Origin of the sequence: uncultured Pseudoflavonifractor sp. (assembly GCF_944387275.1) — a bacterium.
Lineage (GTDB): Bacteria > Bacillota > Clostridia > Oscillospirales > Oscillospiraceae > Pseudoflavonifractor > Pseudoflavonifractor intestinihominis.
Map to the genome: position 1 here is coordinate 24,308 of NZ_CALXEG010000024.1, position 21,854 is coordinate 46,161.

22 protein-coding genes and 1 pseudogene are annotated in these 21,854 nt (G+C 63.8%); 18 read left to right on the top strand and 5 right to left on the bottom strand.

Annotated elements, in window-relative coordinates:
• The first annotated feature begins 268 nt into the window (after nucleotides 1-268).
• From Q0K23_RS07525 to Q0K23_RS07590, 14 genes are all read left to right on the top strand, one after another.
• Nucleotides 269-532, top strand: a complete 264-nt coding sequence (locus tag Q0K23_RS07525; protein ID WP_294520074.1) for an HPr family phosphocarrier protein — start codon at nucleotides 269-271, stop codon at nucleotides 530-532.
• A gap of 424 nt (nucleotides 533-956) precedes the next feature.
• Nucleotides 957-2,810: an excinuclease ABC subunit UvrC gene (gene uvrC, locus Q0K23_RS07530; protein ID WP_294520077.1), complete on the top strand. Its 1,854-nt coding sequence runs from the start codon at nucleotides 957-959 to the stop codon at nucleotides 2,808-2,810.
• A 6-nt stretch (nucleotides 2,811-2,816) separates the two neighbouring features.
• Complete coding sequence (gene rsmD, locus Q0K23_RS07535) at nucleotides 2,817-3,362, top strand: 16S rRNA (guanine(966)-N(2))-methyltransferase RsmD (RefSeq protein ID WP_294520080.1); 546 nt, start codon at nucleotides 2,817-2,819, stop codon at nucleotides 3,360-3,362.
• Nucleotides 3,363-3,390: 28 nt separating this feature from the next.
• A complete protein-coding gene (coaD, locus tag Q0K23_RS07540) occupies nucleotides 3,391-3,888 on the top strand; it encodes a pantetheine-phosphate adenylyltransferase (RefSeq protein WP_294520084.1) in 498 nt (165 codons plus the stop codon).
• The gene (locus tag Q0K23_RS07545) at nucleotides 3,889-4,401 is read left to right on the top strand and encodes a hypothetical protein (RefSeq protein ID WP_294520087.1); all 513 of its coding nucleotides are present in this window, start codon (nucleotides 3,889-3,891) and stop codon (nucleotides 4,399-4,401) included.
• Between the two features lie 164 nt (nucleotides 4,402-4,565).
• Nucleotides 4,566-5,243 carry an orotate phosphoribosyltransferase gene (gene pyrE, locus Q0K23_RS07550; protein WP_349231680.1) on the top strand — a complete coding sequence of 226 codons (678 nt, stop codon included), beginning with the start codon at nucleotides 4,566-4,568 and terminating at the stop codon, nucleotides 5,241-5,243.
• Between the two features lie 75 nt (nucleotides 5,244-5,318).
• Nucleotides 5,319-5,999 (top strand): RadC family protein, encoded by a 681-nt coding sequence (locus Q0K23_RS07555; RefSeq protein WP_294520093.1) that lies wholly within the window; start codon nucleotides 5,319-5,321, stop codon nucleotides 5,997-5,999.
• A 55-nt stretch (nucleotides 6,000-6,054) separates the two neighbouring features.
• Nucleotides 6,055-8,025: an excinuclease ABC subunit UvrB gene (uvrB, locus tag Q0K23_RS07560; RefSeq protein WP_294520096.1), complete on the top strand. Its 1,971-nt coding sequence runs from the start codon at nucleotides 6,055-6,057 to the stop codon at nucleotides 8,023-8,025.
• A 44-nt stretch (nucleotides 8,026-8,069) separates the two neighbouring features.
• On the top strand, nucleotides 8,070-9,017 hold the full coding sequence (locus Q0K23_RS07565; RefSeq protein WP_294520099.1) for a M28 family peptidase: 948 nt from the start codon (nucleotides 8,070-8,072) through the stop codon (nucleotides 9,015-9,017).
• Entirely contained in the window at nucleotides 9,014-9,223 is a 210-nt protein-coding gene (locus tag Q0K23_RS07570) for a hypothetical protein (protein ID WP_294520102.1), read from the top strand. Before Q0K23_RS07565 ends, Q0K23_RS07570 begins: the two co-directional genes overlap by 4 nt.
• A 53-nt stretch (nucleotides 9,224-9,276) precedes the next feature.
• Complete coding sequence (gene uvrA / locus Q0K23_RS07575; RefSeq protein ID WP_294520105.1) at nucleotides 9,277-12,099, top strand: excinuclease ABC subunit UvrA; 2,823 nt, start codon at nucleotides 9,277-9,279, stop codon at nucleotides 12,097-12,099.
• Between the two features lie 76 nt (nucleotides 12,100-12,175).
• The gene (locus Q0K23_RS07580) at nucleotides 12,176-12,325 is read left to right on the top strand and encodes a hypothetical protein (RefSeq protein ID WP_294520109.1); all 150 of its coding nucleotides are present in this window, start codon (nucleotides 12,176-12,178) and stop codon (nucleotides 12,323-12,325) included.
• Nucleotides 12,326-12,346: 21 nt separating this feature from the next.
• Complete coding sequence (locus tag Q0K23_RS07585) at nucleotides 12,347-12,928, top strand: histidine phosphatase family protein (protein ID WP_294520112.1); 582 nt, start codon at nucleotides 12,347-12,349, stop codon at nucleotides 12,926-12,928.
• A 15-nt stretch (nucleotides 12,929-12,943) separates the two neighbouring features.
• Nucleotides 12,944-13,291, top strand: a complete 348-nt coding sequence (locus Q0K23_RS07590) for a hypothetical protein (RefSeq protein WP_294520115.1) — start codon at nucleotides 12,944-12,946, stop codon at nucleotides 13,289-13,291.
• Nucleotides 13,292-13,341: 50 nt separating this feature from the next.
• On the opposite strand, the gene Q0K23_RS07595 is transcribed toward Q0K23_RS07590, so the two are convergent.
• The 4 genes from Q0K23_RS07595 to Q0K23_RS07610 form a co-directional block, all read right to left on the bottom strand.
• Nucleotides 13,342-13,524 carry a FeoB-associated Cys-rich membrane protein gene (locus Q0K23_RS07595; protein WP_294520145.1) on the bottom strand — a complete coding sequence of 61 codons (183 nt, stop codon included), beginning with the start codon at nucleotides 13,522-13,524 and terminating at the stop codon, nucleotides 13,342-13,344.
• Between the two features lie 67 nt (nucleotides 13,525-13,591).
• Nucleotides 13,592-15,973 (bottom strand): ferrous iron transport protein B, encoded by a 2,382-nt coding sequence (gene feoB / locus Q0K23_RS07600; protein ID WP_294520148.1) that lies wholly within the window; start codon nucleotides 15,971-15,973, stop codon nucleotides 13,592-13,594.
• 88 nt (nucleotides 15,974-16,061) lie between these two features.
• The gene (locus Q0K23_RS07605; RefSeq protein ID WP_294520151.1) at nucleotides 16,062-16,283 is read right to left on the bottom strand and encodes a FeoA family protein; all 222 of its coding nucleotides are present in this window, start codon (nucleotides 16,281-16,283) and stop codon (nucleotides 16,062-16,064) included.
• Nucleotides 16,284-16,296: 13 nt separating this feature from the next.
• A complete protein-coding gene (locus tag Q0K23_RS07610; RefSeq protein WP_294520154.1) occupies nucleotides 16,297-16,509 on the bottom strand; it encodes a FeoA family protein in 213 nt (70 codons plus the stop codon).
• A 509-nt stretch (nucleotides 16,510-17,018) separates the two neighbouring features.
• On the opposite strand from Q0K23_RS07610, the gene glnA reads away from it, so the two are divergent.
• The 4 genes from glnA (at nucleotide 17,019) to Q0K23_RS07630 (ending at nucleotide 21,345) form a co-directional block, all read left to right on the top strand.
• Nucleotides 17,019-18,356: a type I glutamate--ammonia ligase gene (glnA, locus tag Q0K23_RS07615; RefSeq protein WP_294520157.1), complete on the top strand. Its 1,338-nt coding sequence runs from the start codon at nucleotides 17,019-17,021 to the stop codon at nucleotides 18,354-18,356.
• A gap of 217 nt (nucleotides 18,357-18,573) precedes the next feature.
• Nucleotides 18,574-19,116 carry an ANTAR domain-containing response regulator gene (locus Q0K23_RS07620; RefSeq protein WP_294520161.1) on the top strand — a complete coding sequence of 181 codons (543 nt, stop codon included), beginning with the start codon at nucleotides 18,574-18,576 and terminating at the stop codon, nucleotides 19,114-19,116.
• Between the two features lie 86 nt (nucleotides 19,117-19,202).
• Nucleotides 19,203-20,006, top strand: a complete 804-nt coding sequence (gene dapF / locus Q0K23_RS07625; protein WP_294520163.1) for a diaminopimelate epimerase — start codon at nucleotides 19,203-19,205, stop codon at nucleotides 20,004-20,006.
• Nucleotides 20,007-20,127: 121 nt separating this feature from the next.
• A complete protein-coding gene (locus Q0K23_RS07630) occupies nucleotides 20,128-21,345 on the top strand; it encodes an LL-diaminopimelate aminotransferase (RefSeq protein WP_294520166.1) in 1,218 nt (405 codons plus the stop codon).
• 98 nt (nucleotides 21,346-21,443) lie between these two features.
• On the opposite strand, the pseudogene Q0K23_RS07635 reads toward Q0K23_RS07630, so the two are convergent.
• Nucleotides 21,444-21,854 (bottom strand): annotated as a pseudogene (locus Q0K23_RS07635) (TrpB-like pyridoxal-phosphate dependent enzyme); the annotation flags it as partial.

A 21,854-nucleotide genomic window follows, 5' to 3' on the forward strand; every position in this document is an offset into this window, starting at 1 on the left:
CCGGATGGATGGATAAAAAACCATGTCTGCTCCAAAGGGCGTTTTTACCCCGGAGGGCGGAATGGCGGCGTCAGAACCGGAATTGTCCGCTGCTGGAGGACATTGTCCGCGCAAGAACGCATAAAAACAGTCAAAAGTCTTCTTCCGTCAATTGAGAGAGAATACCACCCGTATTTTGTGTAAAATGTCATTGACGATTTGGCACAAATTTGATATTCTATACAGGAAAGTATGCGACTTCATAAACGCATCTTAGGGGGAAACGCTTATGTATATGAAAGAGGCAGTCGTAAACAATCAGGTCGGCCTGCACGCCAGACCCGCCACATTCTTCATTCAGAAGGCCAATGAGTTCAAGAGCTCCATCTGGGTCGAGAAGGATGAGCGCCGGGTGAACGCCAAGAGCCTGCTGGGTGTACTTTCCCTCGGCGTCGTGAAGGGAACCTCCATCAACCTCATCGCCGACGGCCCCGATGAGAAAGAGGCGGTCGAAGCTCTGGTGGAGCTGATCGCGTCCAACTTCTCCGAGTAACACCGTTCCGACAAAAAGCGCCGCATACTGCGGCGCTTTTTTTATCCTCGAAAGGCGGAGAAGAACAGGCGGACGGGGAGAACGGGCATCATAAGGTATGCCATTCTGAAGAGCGGAAAGAAAAGGCCCGTGCCCTGTCTCCAAAGCACAGGCGCATTTTGGGGCCCGGCGGACAGGGAGGGCAGGAAAAACAGCGTATGACATTTGAAGAACTGAAAGAAAAAGCCCATGCCCTGTCCCAAATGCGCGGGCGCATTTGGGGACCCGGAAAGAATTGAGATCTGCGCGGGGCGAGTGAATCGCCCCGGCATCAAGGTTTTGCTCCGCAAAACGCTTGGACGGCGCAGCGCGCCGGGGCGCTGAGGCGCCCAGCGGCAGGGCATGAAGGAAGTCCGGCGAACAGGGAGGGCAGGAAAAACAGCGTATGACATTTGAAGAACTGAAAGAAAAAGCCCATGCCCTGCCGCTGAAGCCGGGCGTGTATATCATGCAGGACAAGCGCAACGTGGTCATCTACGTAGGCAAGGCCAAGGCCCTGAAGAACCGGGTGAGCCAGTATTTTGCCGACCTGGCCTCCCACACGGAGAAGACCCGGGCCATGGTTAGCCAGATCGACCACTTCGACGTGATCGTGGCGGACAGTGAATTCGAGGCCCTGGTGCTGGAGAGTTCCCTCATCAAGCGCCACCAGCCCCACTACAATATCCTGCTGAAGGACGACAAGGGCTACCCCTATATCCGCCTCACCGTCAACGAGGACTACCCCCGGTTCTCCCTGGCCAACAAGGCGGCGGACGACGGGGCCCGCTACTTCGGGCCCTACGGCAGCCGGGGCAGCACCCAGGGCATCATCGACGCCCTCCGGGCCGCCCTGAAGCTGCCCTCCTGCAACCGGAAGTTCCCCCGGGACATCGGCAAGGAGCGGCCCTGCCTGAACTACCACATGGGCCTGTGCGACGGCTACTGCCGCTTCGGCATGCCCCAGGAGCGGTACCGGGACGCCATCGACCAGGCCATCCGGCTGCTGGAAGGGCAGTTCAAGGAGGTAGGGGAGGAGATCCAGGCCGAGATGGAGCGGGCCGCCGAGGAGCTCAGGTTTGAGAAGGCCGCCGAGCTGCGGGACCGGTACAGGGCCATTGAGCTGCTGGGCAAGCGGCAGAAGGTGATGGCGGGCAGCCTGGCGGACACCGACGTGGTGGGCTTCCACCGGGGCACGGCCAAGAGCTGCTTTGTGGTGCTCCACTACGTGGACGGCGAGCTGGCCGCCAAGGACTGGGACCTGATGGAGACCCCCATGGAGGAGGAGATCGCCGACGTGATGTCCGCTCTGGTGCGGCAGTACTACGGGGAGCGGAATCAGCTGCCCAGGCAGATCCTGCTGCCCTGCGAGATCGACGACGAGGTGCCTCTGGCCCGGCTGCTGTCTGAGAACGCGGGCCGCCGGGTGAACCTGGTCACCCCCCAGCGGGGCGCCAAGATGGACCTGATCCGCCTGGCCAACAAGAACGCGGAGGAGGAGGTGGCCCGCTGGACCACCAAGGAGGAGCGGACCTCCAAGCTGCTGGAGCTGCTGGCCAAGATGCTCAGGCTGGACAAGCCCCCCATGCGCATGGAGAGCTACGACATCTCCAACCAGGGGGCGGACGACATCGTGGCCTCCATGGTGGTCTACCAGAACGCCCGGCCCCTGAAGCGGGATTACCGCCGCTTCAAGCTCAAGGACATGGACGCCCCCGACGACTACGCCTCCATGGAGCAGGTGCTCACCCGCCGCTTCAGGCGCTATCTGGACGGGGACGAGAAGTTCAAAGATTTGCCCGACCTGCTCCTCATCGACGGCGGCGAGAACCACGCCAAGGTGGCGGTAAAGGTGCTGGAGAAGCTGGGGCTGTCCATCCCGGTGTTCGGCATGGTGAAGGACGACCGGCACCGCACCCGTGCCCTGGTCACGCCGGACGGACATGAGATCGGCATCCAGGCCAACCAGGCGGTGTTCTCCCTCATCGGCCAGATCCAGGAGGAGACCCACCGCTTTGCCATCGAGTTCCACCGCCAGCAGCAGAACCAGCGGGTGAAGGGCTCGGTGCTGGACAAGATCCCCGGCGTGGGGGAAAAACGCCGGGCAGACCTGCTCAAACACTTCAAAAGTGTCAAGAATATCAAGGCCGCCACCCTGGAAGAGCTGGAGGCGGCAGTGCCCAAGAACACGGCCAAGGCCGTCTACGACTACTTCCGGGGGGCTCAGGAGGAGCCCCGGCCGGAGGACCGGAAAGGATGAAATACAATGCGCGTCATCACAGGAACGGCCCGGGGCCGGCGGCTCAAGGAGCTGCCCGGCATGGAGACCCGGCCCACCACCGACAAGGTGAAGGAGTCCATTTTCAATATCGTGCAGTTTGACGTGGAGGGCCGCAGGGTGCTGGACCTCTTCGGCGGCACCGGACAGCTGGGCATCGAGGCCCTGTCCCGCGGGGCGGAGCGGTGCACCTTTGTGGACCTGCGGAAGGAGGCCGCCGCCGTCATCCGGGAGAACGTGAAGACCTGCGGCTTTGAGGCCCAGGCCCGGGTGATCCAGGGGGACAGCATGGCCTTCCTCACCAGCTGCCGGGAGAAGTTCGACCTGGTCTTTCTGGACCCGCCCTACGCCTCCGGCCTGCTGGACAAGGCCCTGGAGGCCATCTCCAAGATTGACATCATGTCAGAGAATGGTATAATAGTCTGCGAAAGTGCGGCGGAACAGGTCCTGCCTGCCCTCTCCGCCCCCTATGAGAAGGGGCGGGAGTACCGTTACGGCAAGATCAAGGTGACGCTGTACCGGCGGACCGTGTGACCCTTCCCCGCGGCAAGGAGAGATTCCAGTGAAAATAGCGGTATATCCCGGCAGCTTTGACCCCATTACACTGGGCCACCTGAACGTGATCAAGCGTGCGGCGGTCTGTTTTGATAAGCTCATCGTCTGCGTGATGGTGAATTCCGAGAAGGAAAACAAGGGCCTGTTTACCCCTGCGGAGCGGGTGGAGCTCATCCACAAGGTTGTGGACCGCCTGCCCAATGTGGAAGTGGACAGCTCCACTGGCCTGCTGGCGGAGTACGCCAAGCGTGTGGGCGCCTGCGTGGTGGTCAAGGGCCTGCGGGCCGTGTCCGACTACGAGAAGGAGGTCCAGATGGCCCTCATCAACCGCAAGCTCAACCCCCGGCTGGACACCATGTTCCTGCCCTCCAGCGCCAAGTACACCTACCTGAGCTCCAGCGTGGTGAAGGAGATGGCCTACTATGGGGCGGACCTGTCCGACTTTGTCCCCCGGGAGATCATTGACGATGTGAACGAAAAGATGAAAAGCAGGAGGAACGGATAAATGGCGACTGGCGTGGAAGAACTGCTGGACATGCTCTATGAGCTGATCGACGAGGCGAAGAGCGTGCCTCTGTCCAGTGAGAAGTGTATCATCGAGCGGGACAAGGCCCTTGACCTGCTGGATGACATCAAGGCCCAGTTCCCCATGGAGCTGAACGAGGCCAAAAAGCTCATCGCGGCCCGCACCGACTATATCGCCTCCGCCAAGCGCGAGGCAGACCTGATCCGCAAGCAGGCGGAGGACCAGGCCCGGCAGATGCTCTCCGAGGAGGAGATCATGGCCCGTGCCAAGCAGAAGTCCAGCGAGATCCTGCGTCAGACCGAGGACCGTGCCAGAGAGCTGCGCAAGTCGGCCAACGACTACTGCGAGGACGCCCTGCGCCGTACGGAAGAGGCCATCGGCGAGGCCTACGAGGAGCTGAAGGCCAGCCGGAACAAGTTCCGGGCCGCCAGCGCCGCCGCCTCCGGCGCGCCCCAGCGCCCCGCCTTCGACGTGGCCGTGGAGAACGAGTAAACCCGAATTTCAGCGAAAAAACGCACTCCAATCGTTAGGCAGCACGGATACTGCGTAATGGTTGGGGTGCCTTTGGTATGGAGACATTTTTCAGCCGGTTCATACTTGTGAACACGGCGCCGGAGTGGTATAATGTTCCGACTGATTTCAGGAAGGGCGGATCTATCATGACGTATAAAGAAGAATTCATTACCTTTATGGTGCGCTCCGGCGTGCTGACCTTCGGCGACTTCACCACCAAGTCCGGGCGCAAGACTCCCTACTTCATCAACACCGGCAACTACAAGACCGGCGCCCAGGCCTCCAAGCTGGGCGACTACTACGCCGCCTGCATCCAGGAGAACCTGCCCGACGGCGTGGACTGCCTCTTCGGCCCCGCCTACAAGGGCATCCCTCTGGCGGTGGCGGCGGCCTCCAGCCTGTACCGCAACTACGGCCGGGACCTGCCCTACTGCTTCAACCGCAAGGAGGCCAAGGACCACGGCGAGGGCGGCTCCATGGTGGGTTACAAGCCCCAGGCCGGGGACAAGGTGGTCATCGTGGAGGACGTGGTCACCGCCGGCACCGCCGTCCGGGAGACCATCGAGCTGTTCAAGCACGTGGCCGACGTGAACCTGACCGCCCTGGTGGTGTCCGTGGACCGCATGGAGCGGGGCACCGGCGACAAGACCACCCTGGACGAGCTGCGGGATGAGCACGGCATCCGGGTGTTCCCCATCGTCACCGTCCGCGAGGTCATCTCCTTCCTCCACAACAACCCGGTGGACGGCAAGGTGTATATCGACGACGACATGAAGGCCCGTATGGAGGCCTACCTGGCCGAGTACGGCGCCCGGGCCTGAGGACAGGCGCAGACCTCCGCGGGCAATTTCCCGCGGAGGTTTTTGCGCTTCTGATGACAGAGAGGAGGGAAGGACATGGCGGACCACACGGGACACAGGGACCGGCTGCGCAAGGAATTCATGGCCCGGCCGGAGTCCTTCCCCGACCACAAGGTGCTGGAGCTGCTGCTGTTCTACGTGCTGCCCCGGCAGGACACCAACCCCCTGGCCCACGACCTGCTGGACCGGTTCGGCTCCCTCCAGGGCGTGCTGGACGCCACGCCAGAGGCCCTCTCCCAGGTGAAGGGCGTGGGGGAACGGGCGGCGGTGCTCTTCCGGGCCGTCAAGGAGTTGGGCAGGCGGTACGGCGCGTCCCGCGCCAGCCTGGAGGACATTGTGGACTCCACCCGGGCCGCCCGTGAGGTGTTCGCGCCATTGTTCTACGGCGCCCGCAACGAGATGGTCTACCTCCTGTGCATGGACGGCAAGGGCAAGTGCCTGGGCTGCCCCAAGGTGGGGGAGGGGAACGTGAACGCCGCCGAAATCAACGCCCGTGTCATTGTGGAGGCCGCCCTCAACCACAACGCTTCCCGGGTCATGCTGGCTCACAACCATGTGTCCGGCCTGGCCCTGCCCTCCGACGAGGACAAGCAGACCACCCTCTACCTGAGAGAACTGCTCCGCCAGGTGGGGGTTATCCTGGTGGACCACCTGATTTTTGTGGACGACGATATGGTGTCCATGCGGGACAGCGGCTTTCTGATGGAAATACTATAATTAGTGGTTGCAATAGAACATACGTTTTGATAGAATGGATGTACGAGGTGATGGTATGCCCAAATTTGAGGTAGTCAGCGAATACAAGCCCGCGGGCGATCAGCCCCAGGCCATTGAGGCCCTGGCCAACGGCGTGGAGATGGGGCTCCAGGAGCAGACCCTGCTGGGCGTCACCGGCTCCGGCAAGACCTTTACCATGGCCAAGACCATCGAGAAGCTCCAGCGGCCCACCCTGGTGCTGGCCCACAACAAGACCCTGGCCGCCCAGCTGTGCGCCGAGTTCAAGGAGTTCTTCCCCAACAACGCGGTGGAGTACTTCGTCTCCTACTACGACTACTACCAGCCGGAGGCCTATATCCCCCACACGGACACCTATATCGCCAAGGACGCCTCCACCAACGACGAGATCGACCGGCTGCGGCTGTCCGCCACCTGCGCCCTGCTGGAGCGGCGGGACGTGATCGTGGTGTCCTCCGTGTCCTGCATCTACGGCCTGGGCGAGCCCGAGGACTTTGCCAAGATGATGGTGTCTCTCCGGGTGGGCATGGAGATGAAGCGGGACGTGCTCCTCAAGCGGCTGGTGGAGATTCGCTACGAGCGCAACGACATCGCCTTTGAGCGGAACATGTTCCGGGTCCGGGGGGACACGGTGGAGATCTACCCCGCCTACTGGAAGGACTCCGCCATCCGGGTGGAGTTCTTCGGGGACGAGATCGACCGCATCAGCGAGGTCAACGCCGTCACCGGCACCCCCATCCGCATCCTCAACCACGTGCCCATCTGGCCCGCCACCCACTACGTCACCCCCAAGGAGAAGATGGACGCGGCCATCGGCGAGATCTACAAGGAGCTGGAGGAGCGGGTGGCCTTCTTCGAGCGGGAGAACAAGCTGGTGGAGGCCCAGCGGCTCAAGCAGCGGGTCATGTACGACATTGAGATGATGCAGGAGCTGGGCTACTGCTCCGGCATTGAGAACTACTCCCGGGTCATCGAGGGCCGCCCTGCCGGCACGCCCCCTCACACCCTGCTGGACTATTTCCCCAAGGACTTCCTCATGTTCATCGACGAGAGCCACGTGACCCTGCCCCAGGTGCGGGCCATGTACAACGGCGACCACGCCCGCAAGACCACCCTGGTGGACTACGGCTTCCGCCTGCCCTGCGCCTACGACAACCGGCCGTTGAAGTTCGACGAGTTCGAGCAGCGGATCAACCAGGTCATCTACGTCTCCGCCACCCCCGGCGAGTACGAGCGCACCCGGTCGGGCCAGGTGGTGGAGCAGGTCATCCGGCCCACCGGCCTGCTGGACCCCCGCATCGAGGTCCGCCCGGTGGAGGGGCAGATCGACGACCTCATCGGCGAGATCAATGCCCGCACCGAGCGGAAGGAGCGGGTGCTGGTCACCACCCTCACCAAGCGGATGGCCGAGGACCTGACCGCCTACCTGAAAAACGCGGGCATCAAGGTCCGCTATATGCACCACGACATCGACACCATCGAGAGGCAGGAGATTATCCGGGATCTGCGTCTGGGCGTGTTCGACGTGCTGGTGGGCATCAACCTGCTGCGTGAGGGCCTGGACCTGCCCGAGGTGAGCCTGGTGGCCATCCTGGACGCGGACAAGGAGGGGTTCCTCCGCAGCGAGACCTCCCTCATCCAGACCATCGGCCGGGCGGCCCGAAACGCCGACGGACTGGTCATCATGTACGCCGACAAGATCACCCCCTCCATGCGGGCCGCCATCGACGAGACCGAGCGCCGCCGGGAGAAGCAGGACGCCTTCAACAAGGCCCACGGCATTGTGCCCAAGACGGTGGTCAAGTCGGTGCGCAACCTGATCGAGCTGTCCGGCGAGGTGGAGGAGACCAAGAAGTTCGACTTCAGCCAGAAGCAGATGACCAAGCAGCAGCGCCTGGAGGCCATTGCCAAGCTGGAGAAGGAGATGAAGGAGGCCTCCAAGATGCTGGAATTCGAATATGCGGCCATTCTGAGAGATAAAATCATCAAGCTGCGGGGCGAGGGCTGACCCTGCGGGAACAAGATGGGTTTAAGAGAAAGCGAGGCCGACTCATGACCGAGCAATCCCGGAAGGTATTGTCAGAGTTCCAGATCCGCAAGTCCACCGGGCAGAAGCGGGCCTTCCGGGCCTGGCTGCGCGGGGAGCTGGAGGGGGCGGGCTGGGCCGTCACCGAGGAGAGCGGACGTTTCTCGGGCACCAACGTCATTGCCGGGGACCCGGAGAAGGCGGAGGTGCTCTTCACCGCCCACTACGACACCCAGGCCGTGCTGCCCATCCCCAACTTTCTCACCCCACGGAATATGGGGATCTACCTCATCTACCAGCTGCTGCTGGTGGTGGGGCTGCTGGCGGCGCTGACCGCGGTCACCGTCTGCGCCGTGGCCATCAGAGCGGTCGCCGACCTGCCCCTCTGGGCCGGAACACTGCCCGGCTGGCTGGTGTGTGTGTTCTGCGTCTGGTGGGTGTTTTTCGGCCGGGCCAACCGGCACACCGCCAACGACAACACCTCCGGCGTCGTCACCCTGCTGGAGGCCGCCCTCACCCTGCCGCCGGAGCTGCGGGAGAAAGCCTGCTTGGTGTTCTTCGACAACGAGGAACGGGGCATGCTGGGCTCCGCCGCCTTTGCCGGGCGGCACAGGCAGGTGAAAAAGGAGACGCTGGTGCTCAACTTTGACTGCGTGTCCGACGGCAGCTCCATCCAGTTCTATCCCACCGCCGCCCTGAAGAAGGACGAGGCCGCTCTGGCCCGGATCGAGAGGGCATTTCTTCCCCAGAATGGAAAGACGGTGGAGGTGGTGCGGGGCTTCGGCTTCTACCCCTCGGACAACGCCTCCTTCCGCCGGGCGGCGGGGGTGTGCGCCCTGAAGAGGGGGAAGCGGCTGGGCTGGTACCTGGACCGCATCCACACCGGCCGCGACACGGTCTTTCAGGAGGAGAATATCGCCCTCCTGACCGGGGGCATCCGCCGTATACTGGCAGAGGAGGAGCCTGCGCCATGAATTTCCTCGGAGAGGGCCTGGGGGCGACCCTGGGCGTCCTGCTGGCCATCTACTGGCCCCTGCTGGCGGGACTGGCCGCCCTGGCCCTGCTGGCCGTGGCCACCAACAAAAAGCCGCCCAAGGCGGTGCGCATCCTCTGCGGCATAGTGGGAGTTGTCATCCTGCTGGCCGATGTTGTACTTGCGCTCCGGATGCTGCTGGGATAGGCACAGCCGGATAACAATCGAGAACAGAGCAATTCAAAGGAGAACCAACGACTATGCTGGACCATATTTACGTCAAAGGCGCCCGGGAGAACAACCTGAAAAACATCGACGTGGAGATCCCCCGGGACAAGCTGGTGGTGCTCACCGGTCTGTCCGGCTCGGGCAAATCCTCCCTGGCCTTTGACACCATCTACGCCGAGGGACAGCGCCGCTATGTGGAGTCCCTCAGCTCCTACGCCCGGATGTTCCTGGGCCAGATGGAGAAGCCGGACGTGGACTATATCGACGGCCTGAGCCCCGCCATCTCCATCGACCAGAAGACCACCTCCAAGAACCCCCGCTCCACCGTGGGCACGGTGACCGAGATCTACGACTACCTCCGTCTGCTCTGGGCCCGGGTGGGCACCCCCCACTGCCCCAAGTGCGGCAAGGAGATCAAGCAGCAGACCATCGACCAGATCATCGACCAGGTCCTGACCCTGCCCGAGGCCACCCGCATCCAGGTGCTGGCCCCCGTCATCCGGGGCAAGAAGGGCGAGCACCAGAAGATCTTTGAGGACGCCCGCAAGTCGGGCTATGTCCGCGTCCGGGCGGACGGGTCCATCTACGACCTGACCGAGGAGATCAAGCTGGACAAAAACAAGAAGCACAACATCGAGGTGGTGGTGGACCGGCTGGTCATCAAGCCGGACATCACCCAGCGGCTCACCGACTCGGTGGAGGTGGCCTCCAACCTGGCGGGGGGCATCGTGGTCATCAACATTGTGGGGGAGGACCGGGACATCCTCTTCTCCCAGAACTACGCCTGTGAGGACTGCGGCATCTCCATCGAGGAGCTGACCCCCCGCATGTTCTCCTTCAACAACCCCTTCGGCGCCTGCCCCACCTGCACCGGCCTGGGCGCCCAGCTGAAGGTGGACCCGGACATCGTCATCCCCAACAAGGACCTGTCCATTCTGGACGGGGCCATCACCGCCTCGGGCTGGAACAACATCAAGGGGGACTCCATCTCCCGGATGTACTTCGACGCCCTGGCCAAGCAGTACAAATTCAAGCTGACCACCCCGGTGAAGGACCTGCCCGCCGAGGTGATGGACATCATCCTCTACGGCACCAAGGGGGAGAAGCTGAAGCTGACCTACGACCGGGAGCGGGGCCAGGGCACCCTGTACCAGCCCTTTGAGGGCATCTGCAACAACCTGGAGCGCCGCTACCGGGAGACCCAGTCGGACGCGGTGCGCCGGGAGCTGGAGGAGTGCATGAGCGAGCGGCCCTGCCCCGACTGCGGCGGCCGGCGGCTGCGCAAGGAGTCCCTGGCGGTGACGGTGGGGGGCATCAACATCGATGAGTTCTGCCGCAAGTCGGTGACCGACGCCCTGGACTTCATCGACCACCTGACCCTCACCGACCAGCAGATGCTCATTGCCGAGCGTATCCTCAAGGAGATCAAGAGCCGCCTGGGCTTTCTCCAGAGCGTGGGCCTCCAGTACCTGACCCTGAGCCGGTCGGCGGCCACCCTGTCCGGCGGCGAGAGCCAGCGCATCCGGCTGGCCACCCAGATCGGCTCCTCCCTCATGGGGGTGCTCTATATTCTGGACGAGCCCTCCATCGGCCTCCACCAGCGGGACAACGACATGCTGCTTGCCACCATGAAGCACCTGCGGGACCTGGGCAACACCCTGCTGGTGGTAGAGCACGACGAGGACACCATGCGGGCCGCCGACTATATCGTGGACATCGGCCCCGGCGCGGGGGTCCACGGCGGATACGTGGTGGCCGCGGGCACAGCCGAGGAGGTCATGAACACCCCCGGCTCCATCACCGGCGACTACCTGTCCGGACGGAAGAAGATCCCCGTGCCCACCCAGCGCCGGAAGGGCAACGGCAAGGTGCTCACCATCAAGGGTGCGGCGGAGAACAACCTGCGGGACATCGACGTGTCCATCCCCCTGGGCACCTTCACCTGCGTCACCGGCGTGTCCGGCTCGGGCAAGTCCAGCCTGGTCAACGAGATTCTATACAAGAAGCTGGCCGCCGACCTGAACCGTGCCAAGCTGCGGCCGGGCAAGAACAGGGGCATTGAGGGGGAGCAGTACCTGGACAAGGTCATCGACATCGACCAGTCCCCCATCGGCCGCTCTCCCCGGTCCAACCCGGCCACCTACACCGGGCTGTTCAACGACATCCGGGACCTGTTCGCCTCCACCCAGGACGCCAAGGCCAGGGGCTACGGCCCGGGCCGGTTCTCCTTCAACGTGCGGGGCGGCCGCTGCGAGGCCTGCCAGGGCGACGGCCTCATCAAGATCGAGATGCACTTCCTGCCCGATATCTACGTGCCCTGCGAGGTGTGCAAGGGCAAGCGGTACAACCGGGAGACCCTGGAGGTGCGCTACAAGGGCAAGAACATCTATGAGGTGCTGGACATGACCGTGGAGGAGGCCCTGCCCTTCTTCGAGAACCTGCCCCGCATCTACAACAAGCTCCAGACCCTGTACGAGGTGGGCCTGAGCTATATCAAGCTGGGCCAGCCCTCCACCACCCTGTCCGGCGGCGAGGCCCAGCGGGTGAAGCTGGCCACCGAGCTGTCCAAGCGGAGCACCGGCCAGACCATCTATATTCTGGACGAGCCCACCACCGGCCTCCACACCGCCGACGTGCACAAGCTCATCGAGGTGCTCCAGAAGCTGGTGGAGGTGGGCAACACGGTGGTGGTCATTGAGCACAACCTGGACGTCATCAAGACCGCCGACTATATCATCGACCTGGGCCCCGAGGGCGGCGACGGCGGCGGCAATATCGTGGTGACCGGCACGCCGGAGGAAGTGGCGGCCTGCGAAGGGTCCTACACGGGGCAGTACCTGAAGCGTATGCTGTAATGCCGCGCCGTCGCCGCCACAACAAGCGTTTTGGCCTGCGGCCAAAACCTTGATGCCGGGCGGATTCATTCCGCCCGTGCAGATAAAAGGAGACAGGGCTCCCGCCCGGCGGAAGCCGGGTGGGAACGGCGACGGCGGCGGAAATATTGTAGTGACCGGCACGCCGGAGGAAGTGGCGGCCTGCGAGGGGTCCTACACGGGGCAGTACCTGAAGCGGATGCTGTAAAGAGAGAATGGAGATTTGCCCATGAGAATTATATTGGCCCGCCACGGCGAGACCGGCTGGAATGCGGTCGGGCGCGTCCAGGGCGCCAGCGATACGGAACTGAATGAAAAGGGAAGAAGCCAGGCGGAGGAGCTGGGCCGCCGTCTGGCCGAGAGCGGGGAGAAGATCGACATCTGCTACGCCAGCCCCAAGCGCCGGGCCTTTGAGACGGCGGAGATCGTCTGCCGCCATCTGGGGCTCACCCCCATCCCGGTGGACGACCTGAGGGAGGTGAGCTTCGGGGAATGGGAGGGCTACACCTGGCCGGAGATCGAGGAAAAGTGGCCGGAGGAATACGAGGCCTATCAGGAGGACCGGATGAAGGTGGCGCCGCCCGGCGGGGAGTCCCTGGGGGACGCCCTGCGGCGGATTCTCCCCGTGCTGGACGCCATTGCCGCCGGGCCGGGGGAGACCGCTCTGGCGGTGTGCCACAGCGCGGTGATCCGGGCGGTGCTGGGCTGGCGTGCCGGCGTGCCCTTTGACAACAAGGCCCTCTACCGCTTCAACGTGCCCAACGCACAGTGGGTGGCGGTGGACTGGGACCGGACGGCGCAGAACAGATAAAAGGAGGTCGTGCCCATGGCGCGAGATATGATCGCAGTGCTGAATCTGGGCAGCCGGGAGAACGAGCGGCTGCTGGCGGAGATCCGGTCTCTGGGGGTGGACAGCGCCCTCTACCCCCACAGCATCACCGCCGGGGAGCTGGACCAGCTGCCCAACCTGAAGGGCATCATTGTCAACGGCGGCCCCGACCACATGGTGGACGGCGCGGAGATGGAGGTGGCCCAGGAGGTGTACAACTACCAGCTGCCCGTGCTGCTGGCCGACCACATGGGGGACAGCCCCTGGCCGGAGGACGAGGCGGAGCGGATGAACGCCCTGCGGGCCTTTGTGCTGGGCATCTGCGGGGCAAATCCAGAGGAATAACATAGAAAACCGGCGCTCCAGTCTGGAGCGCCGGTTTTTTCACAGGCCGGTTATTTGGAGGCGGTCTGTCCGGTGCGGCATGTGCCGGAGGAGGCGCAGCCGCTGCAGCCGCACCCACAGCTGCCGCAGGAGCCGGAGCAGCTGTGCTTGCCCTGGCGGCGGTTGTGGATGCCTCTGGCGATGATGGCCACGCAGACCGCCGCGATGATGAGACCGATGATGATATCTGCCATAGTGAACAGCTCCTTTCGGGGAGTGGCCGGGGCGGATGGCTCAGCCGTCCGCCCCAGTGATATGTAGTTACTTGGCTGCCGCGCTGACAGCACGGGCGCCCAGAGGACGGTCCTCATACTTGTTTCTGCGCAGGAGCAGGTAGATGAGTCCGGCCAGAAGGACCAGAGCCACCACGGTGCCCACGCCGAAGGACACAGCGCCGGTCAGCAGGCCGCCCAGCTGGTAGACCATGAGGGCCGCCACATAGGCGAAGCCGCACATGTAGCCGATGGCGCCCAGGGTCCACTTCCAGTTGTTCATCTCCCGCTTGATGGCGCCCATGGCGGCGAAGCAGGGGGCGCACAGCAGGTTGAAGATCATGAAGGAGTAGGCGGCAATCGGCGTGAAGGCGGCGGCCATATCCATGGTGAGGTTGCCCGGGAACAGGACGCCGAAGGTGGAGACCACCTCCTCCTTGGCGATGAGGCCGGTGACCGTGGCCACGGTGGCCTGCCAGGTGCCGAAGCCCAGGGGCGCGAAGATAAAGGCGACGGTGTGGCCCACGGCGGCCAGCAGGGAGTCGTTGTTGTCCTCCACCATCTGGAACACGCCGTCCACAAAACCGAAGCCCTGGAGGAACCAGAGGATGATGGAGGAGAGGAGGATGACGGTGCCGGCCCGCTTGATGAAGGACCAGCCCCGCTCCCAGGTCGCCCGCAGCACGTTGACGGCGGCGGGGGCGTGATAGGCGGGCAGCTCCATGACAAAGGGGGCGGGGTCGCCGGCAAAGATCCTGGTCTTTTTCAGGATAATGCCGGAGATAATCACCGCCGCTACGCCGATGAAGTAGGCGGAGACGGCCACCCAGGCCGAGCCGCCGAACAGCGCTCCGGCGAACAGGGCGATGATGGGCATTTTGGCGCCGCAGGGGATGAAGCCGGTGGTCATAATGGTCATTCTCCGGTCCCGCTCCTGCTCAATGGTGCGGGAGGCCATGATGCCGGGCACGCCGCAGCCGGTGGCCACCAGCATGGGGATAAAGCTCTTGCCGGACAGGCCGAAGCGGCGGAAGATCCGGTCCATGATAAAGGCGACGCGGGCCATATATCCCACATCCTCCAGGATGGACAGCAGCAGGAAGAGGACCAGCATCTGAGGCACAAAGCCCAGCACCGCGCCCACGCCGCCGATGATGCCGTCCAGAATCAGGGACTGGAGCACCTCGTTGCAGCCGATGGCGGTCAGGCCGTTTTCCGCCAGGACGGGCAGGCCGGGCACCCAGGTGCCGTAGTCGCTGGGGTCGGGCTCGGCCACGGTGAGGGCGGCCTGATAGGTCTCCTCATTGACCGCAAGGGTGGTGGTCTCGCCGGACTCGTCGTCGTAGAGGTAGGCAGCGGACTCGCCCGCGTCGTGGGCCGCGATGATGGCGGAGGCCTCCTCCCAGGCGCCGGAAGCCTCGTCCCAGGCATCCGTATCGGCGGTGAAGGGGACAAACCAGCCGTCGCCGAACAGGCCGTCATTGGCCCAGTCAGTGAGGTGGGTTCCGATGGAGACGGTCCAGCCGCCCATGGAGATGGCGTATACCAGCAGCATGACGGCCACAAAGATGGGCAGGGCGGCGATGCGGTTGGTGACAACCCGGTCGATCTTGTCGGAGACGGTCAGGCTGTGGGCGGCGTGCTTCTTCTTCACTGCCTTATCCACCACGGAGCTGATGTAGGAGTAGCGCTGGTTGGTGATGATACTCTCGGCGTCGTCGTCCAGCTCGTGCTCGCAGTCGGTGATGTGAAGCTCCAGGTGCTTTTTCAGCTCGGGGGACAAGCCCAGCTGCTCCAGCACCTTCTCGTCCCGCTCAAAGACCTTGATGGCGTACCAGCGGAGATACCGGTCGTCCACCTTGCCCTGGATGGACTCCTCAATGTGGGCGATGGCGTGCTCCACGCTGCCGGTGAACACGTGGGGCAGCTCGCCGGACTGGTGGGTCTTGGCCAGCTCCAGGGCCTTTTCCGCAGCGGCCATGCCGCCCTCGCCCTTCAGGGCGCTCATCTCCACCACCTGGCAGCCCAGGGCGCCGGCCAGGCGGTCCAGGTCGATCTTATCCCCGTTCTTGCGGACCAGGTCGATCATGTTCACCGCCACCACCACCGGGATGCCAAGCTCGATGAGCTGGGTGGTGAGGTACAGGTTGCGCTCAATGTTGGTGCCGTCCACAATGTTGAGAATGGCGTCGGGCTTCTCATTGACCAGATAGCTCCGGGCCACCACCTCCTCCAGCGTGTAGGGGGAGAGGGAATAGATGCCGGGCAGGTCCTGAATGACCACGTCCTTGTGGCCCTTCAGCCTGCCCTCCTTCTTCTCCACGGTGACGCCGGGCCAGTTGCCCACATACTGACTGGAGCCGGTCAGGGCGTTGAACAGCGTGGTTTTGCCGCAGTTCGGGTTGCCCGCCAGCGCGATTTTGTACTCCATCTTGCTACTCCCTTTCCATTAGCATTTGCTAACTATACTGCCAAAGAACAGGCGGCTTCTGCCGCCGGCGCTGAGAAAGACACACGCATCACTGAATCTCGATCATCTCCGCGTCCGCCTTGCGCACGCTCAGCTCATAGCCCCGCACGTTCAGCTCCATGGGGTCCCCCAGCGGGGCCACCTTCCGCACATGGATGACCACCCCCTTGGTGATGCCCATGTCCATGATGCGGCGCTTGACGGCGCCCTCGCCGTGGAGCCTGGCGACGGTGACCGTGTCGCCCACCTTTGCGTCCCTGAGTGTTCTCATATCCCTGCTCCTCTCAAATCATGATTCGGTTGGCCATGGTCCTGTCCAACGCGATCCGGCTGTCCTTGACCTGAAGGATCAGGTTGCCGGCGATCTCGCTGACCACCGTGACCGTACCGTCCACCACAAATCCCAGCTCCGCCAGATGCAGGCGGACCTCGTCCTTCCCGGTGATTTTCCGGATGGTGACCGTCTCACCGGTCTTTGCCATTGTAAGCGGCATCATAAATACGCCTCCCGGCTGAAAGATTTCCCTGATGCGGTAATTAGCTTGCGCTAACTAATTCGATGGCATGAGTTTACAACGGCTAACTGGATTTGTCAAGGGGGTACGGGGAAAAATTCCGGGAGAGGGAGCGGAGCCCGGGCGGCGGCCTTTCCTAGTCAACAAGAACGGAAATTTCAGACATTTGGCGGAAAAAGCAGATGATTTTGCCGATTGCCAACTTGCTTCGGGTGTGGTAGTATGTCAAAGGAGAATTTGCGGGGCGACGGAGTCCCGCTTTCTTCCGGTGCAGAACAGTATATTGACAGGATTCGGCCGCAGGGTCTGCCCGGATATCCGCCCGACGGGGCGAAAACGAGTCAGAATCATGGACAGTCGGCGCCGAAGTGCTGATCCGCATATCATTGGCTGAGAACGAAGGCGTTCCGACCCCTCAGGGGACCGGAGCGCCTTTTTTCGATTGGACGTATAGGAAAACGATTTTTTGAGGATGAAAGGGGACGCGCACCATGACCCACCTTCACACGAAGGAAGACATCATTCGCATTGTCAGGGAGGAGGACATCGAGTTCATCCGCCTCCAGTTCACGGACATCTTCGGCCAGCTGAAGAACGTGGCCATCACCGCCTCGCAGATTGAGAAGGCCGTCAACAACCAGTGCATGTTCGACGGCTCCTCCATCGACGGCTTCGTCCGCATCGACGAGTCCGACCAGTACCTGTATCCCGACCTGCGGACCTTCCGCGTGTTCCCCTGGCGGCCCGGCCACGGCAAGGTGGCCCGGCTGATCTGCGACGTGTACAACACCGACGGCACCCCCTTTGTGGGCGACCCCCGGGACGTGCTGAAGCGGGCCATCCAGAAGGCCCGGGACATGGGCTTTGACACCTTCAACGTGGGCCCTGAGGCGGAGTTCTTCCTGTTCCAGACCGACGACGAGGGCAAGCCCACCACCAAGACCAACGACGAGGCGGGCTACTTCGACCTGGGCCCCCTGGATCACGGCGAGGGCACCCGGCGGGAGATCTGCCTGGCCCTGGAGCAGATGGGCTTCGAGATCGAGGCCAGCCACCACGAGGTGGCCGAGGGCCAGCACGAGATCGACTTCAAATACGCCGGCGCCCTCCACACCGCCGACAACATCATGACCTTCAAGCTGGCGGTCAAGACCCTGGCCCAGAAGAACGGCCTCCACGCCACCTTCATGCCCAAGCCCATCTTCGGCGTGGCCGGTTCCGGCATGCACACCAACATGTCCCTGTTCCGGGACGGCAAGAACGTGTTCTACGATCCCAACGACGAGCGGGGCCTGTCCCGTGAGGCGTACAGCTTCATTGCCGGCCTGCTGCGCCATGTGCCCGGCATGGCCGCCATCACCAACCCCCTGGTCAACTCCTACAAGCGGCTGGTGCCCGGCTATGAGGCCCCCTGCTATCTGGCCTGGTCGGCCTCCAACCGCTCCGCCCTCATCCGCATCCCCGCTTCCCGCGGCCAGGCCACCCGGGTGGAGCTGCGCTCCCCCGACCCGTCCTGCAACCCCTACCTGGCCTTTGCCGTGTGCCTGACCGCCGGTCTGGACGGCATCGAGAAGGGCCTGGTGCCCCCGGCGGAGATCACCCAGAACATCTACGCCATGGACCCGGCCACCCGGGAGGCCCACGGCATCGCCAGCCTGCCCGGCTCTCTGGAGGAGGCCATCCGCCTGATGGAGGGCGACCGGCTGGTGCTGGATACCCTGGGCGAGCACGTGGCCAACAACTACATCGAGGGCAAGAAAAAAGAGTGGGATGAGTACCGCACCCGTGTGTCCTCCTGGGAGCGGGAAAAGTATATCATCAACTATTGATCCACCTCCTCGAAGGGCATGGGGGCCTTGCGGGGAACCGGTTTCCCCCAGGAGTACCGCACCCGTGCCTCCTCCCGGGAGAGAGAAGCATATCATGAACCATTGAGCAAAACAGAATCACAGCTCCGGCACTGCCGGCAAAACCGGGGGACGGGGCGTTACAAGACGCGCCGTCCCCCCGGCGCATACTCCCCCATGAGAAGGAGCGGAGCCGAACATGGAAAAGATAATCGTATCCTTTGCAAAGGAAGAGAGCGGCCGGCGCATCCGGGAGATCCTGGAGAGCTCGGGCACCGCCTCCTGCGTGGTCTGCCGCAGCGCCGCCGAGGTGAAGCGGGTGGTGAGCAAGCAGCACATCTCCGCCGTGGTCTGCGGCTACAAATTCCATGACGAGTCCGCCGAGCAGCTGTTTGAGGACCTCCCCCCGTTCTGCGCCATGCTGATGGTGGCCAACCAGGGCATGCTGGACCTGTGTGAGAGCGACGACATCTTCAAGCTGGCCTCTCCGGTGTCCCGCGGGGATCTGATCGCTTCGGTGCGGCTGCTGCTCCAGGTGGGCCACCGGCTGGAGAAGATGACCCGGCCCCACCGCAGCGAGGAGGAGAAGGCGGTGGTGGAGCAGGCCAAGGCGGCCCTGATGGCCAGCCGGGGCTTTACCGAGGAGGAGGCCCACCGCTACCTGCAGAAGCGGAGCATGGACAGCGGTTCCCGCCTGCTGGAGACCGCCCGGCGGGTTCTCAGCGAGGACTGCGGCGCATAGGGATAAGGGGTACGGCCCCGCTCCGGGGGGACCGCCCCCGCAGGGTGTCCCGCCGGAAATCCGGCGGGGCGGCGGGGGAGAGAGCCATGCGCTTTACCAAAATGCAGGGTCTGGGCAATGATTACGTGTATCTCAACTGTACCGGCGGAGTGCCGGACAATCTGCCTGAGCTGGCGGTCCGGCTGTCCGACCGGCACTTCGGCGTGGGCGCGGACGGGCTGATCTGCATCTGCCCGTCGGAGCGGGCGGACTTCGGCATGCGGATCTTCAATGCCGACGGCTCGGAAGGGGCCATGTGCGGCAACGGCATCCGCTGTCTGGGCAAGTATGTGTACGACAAGGGGCTGACCCGAAAGACCTCCCTTCTGACGGTGGAGACCGCCTCGGGGGTGCGCTACCTGGAGCTGTTTCTCCGGGACGGAAAAGTACAGTCGGTGCTGGTGGACATGGGGCGGCCGGAGCTGTCGCCGCCGGTGAAGCTGATGGCGGCGGGGAGAACATGGCAGGCGGTCCCCGTGTCGGTGGGCAACCCCCACGCGGTGGTGTTCTGCGGCGGGGTGGACGCCCTGGACCTGGCCAGGATCGGGCCTGCGCTGGAGTACCACCCCGCTTTCCCGGACCGGGTGAACGTGGAGTTCGTCCAGCCGGACGACCGGGGAGGCCTGAAGGCGCGGGTGTGGGAGCGGGGGAGCGGCGAGACCCTGGCCTGCGGCACCGGCGCCTGCGCCGCCCTGACCGCCGCCGCCCAGGCCGGACTGGTGTCCCGCCACACCACGGTCCGCCTGCCCGGCGGAGAGCTGGAAGTCCGCTGGGCGGAGGAGAACGGCCACCTCTACATGACCGGCCCGGCGGTGACCGTCTTTGAAGGAGAAATTTCCCAGGAACAGTAAAATTACCGTTGTGTCCGGGGGAAAAAAGGGATATAATAGTGCCTGCTAAGCTGATGTAATGCGTTACAGCAGAAAATTTCCGCCCGGAGACCCCGGGGCGGAGCAGATACGGAGGATGCATATGACCACCATTAACCGCAACTACCTGAAGCTGCCCGGCAGCTACCTGTTTTCCGAGATCGCCCGCCGCGTGTCGGTGTACGCCGACGCCAACCCGGACAAGAAGCTGATCCGCCTGGGCATCGGCGACGTGACCCGCCCCCTGGTGCCCGCCGTCACTGCCGCCATGCACGCCGCTGTGGACGAGATGGCCACGGTGGAGGGCTTCCACGGCTACGGCCCTGAGCAGGGCTACGACTTTCTCCGGGAGGCCATTGCCGTCCACGACTACCACGCCCGGGGCGTGGAGATCGACCCCTCTGAGATCTTCGTCTCTGACGGCGCCAAGAGCGACTGCGGCAACATCGGCGACATCTTCGGCACCGACAATGTGGTGGCCGTGTGCGACCCGGTGTACCCCGTGTATGTGGACACCAACGCCATGGCCGGCCGGGCCGGGGACTTCAGCGAGGAGAGCGGCAAGTGGAGCCGCCTGGTCTACATGCCCTGCGTGGCGGAGAACGGGTTCTCTCCCGCCATCCTCGCGGAGAAGGCCGACCTGGTCTACCTCTGCTTCCCCAACAACCCCACCGGCGCCGTGGCCACCCGCGCCCAGCTCCAGGCCTGGGTGGACTGGGCCAACGCCAACGGCAGCGTGATCCTCTTCGACTCCGCCTACGAGGCCTTCATCTCCGACCCGGAGATCCCCCACAGCATCTTTGAGATCCCCGGCGCCAAGACCTGCGCCATCGAGTTCCGCTCCTTCTCCAAGACCGCCGGCTTCACCGGCACCCGCTGCGCCTACACCGTGGTGCCCAAGGCCCTGGAGCGGGACGGCGCCAGCCTGAACGCCCTGTGGAACCGCCGCCAGTGCACCAAGTTCAACGGCGTGCCCTACGTGGTCCAGCGGGGCGCGGCGGCCATCTACACCCCCGAGGGCCACGCCCAGGTCATGGAGAACATCGACTTCTACAAGCGCAACGCCAAGGTCATCTTCGACGGCCTGAAGGCCGCCGGCCTGACCGTGTCCGGCGGCGAGAACTCCCCCTATGTCTGGGCCAAGACTCCCGACGGCATGGGCTCCTGGGAGTTCTTCGACAAGCTGCTCCACCAGGCCAACGTGGTCACCACCCCCGGCGCCGGCTTCGGCCCCAGCGGCGAGGGCTACATCCGCCTCACCGCCTTCGGCGGCGCGGACGCCACCGTGGAGGCCGTGGAGCGCATCCGCAAGGTGCTCTGATTCAGAAAACGGAAGAGGGGACGGCGCAGGAATCGCGCCGTCCCCTCTTTGCAGAATAAGCCCCCGGACCGCTCTGCGGCCCGGGGGCTTGCCTGTGTTCAGATGTTCTTGTTCTGGGGGATGTCGGGCAGGGAGTCGAAGCCCTTCTGGAGGTCGGCGTCGGTGGGCACGTAGTCGGTCATCTTGCCGCTGAGGTAGTTCTCATAGGCGGTCATGTCGAAGAAGCCGGTGCCGGTCAGGCCGAAGAGGATGCTCTTCTCCTCGCCGGTCTCCTTGCACTTGAGGGCCTCGTCTATGGCGCCCTTGATGGCGTGGGCCGACTCGGGGGCGGGGAGGATGGTCTCGTGCTTGGCGAAGAACACCGCCGCCTCAAAGACCTGGGTCTGCTGATAGTTCACCGCCTCCATGTACCCGTCGTGGTAGAGCTTGGACAGGATGGGGCTCATGCCGTGGTAGCGCAGGCCGCCGGCGTGGTTGGGGGCGGGGATGAAGCCGCTGCCCAGGGTGTA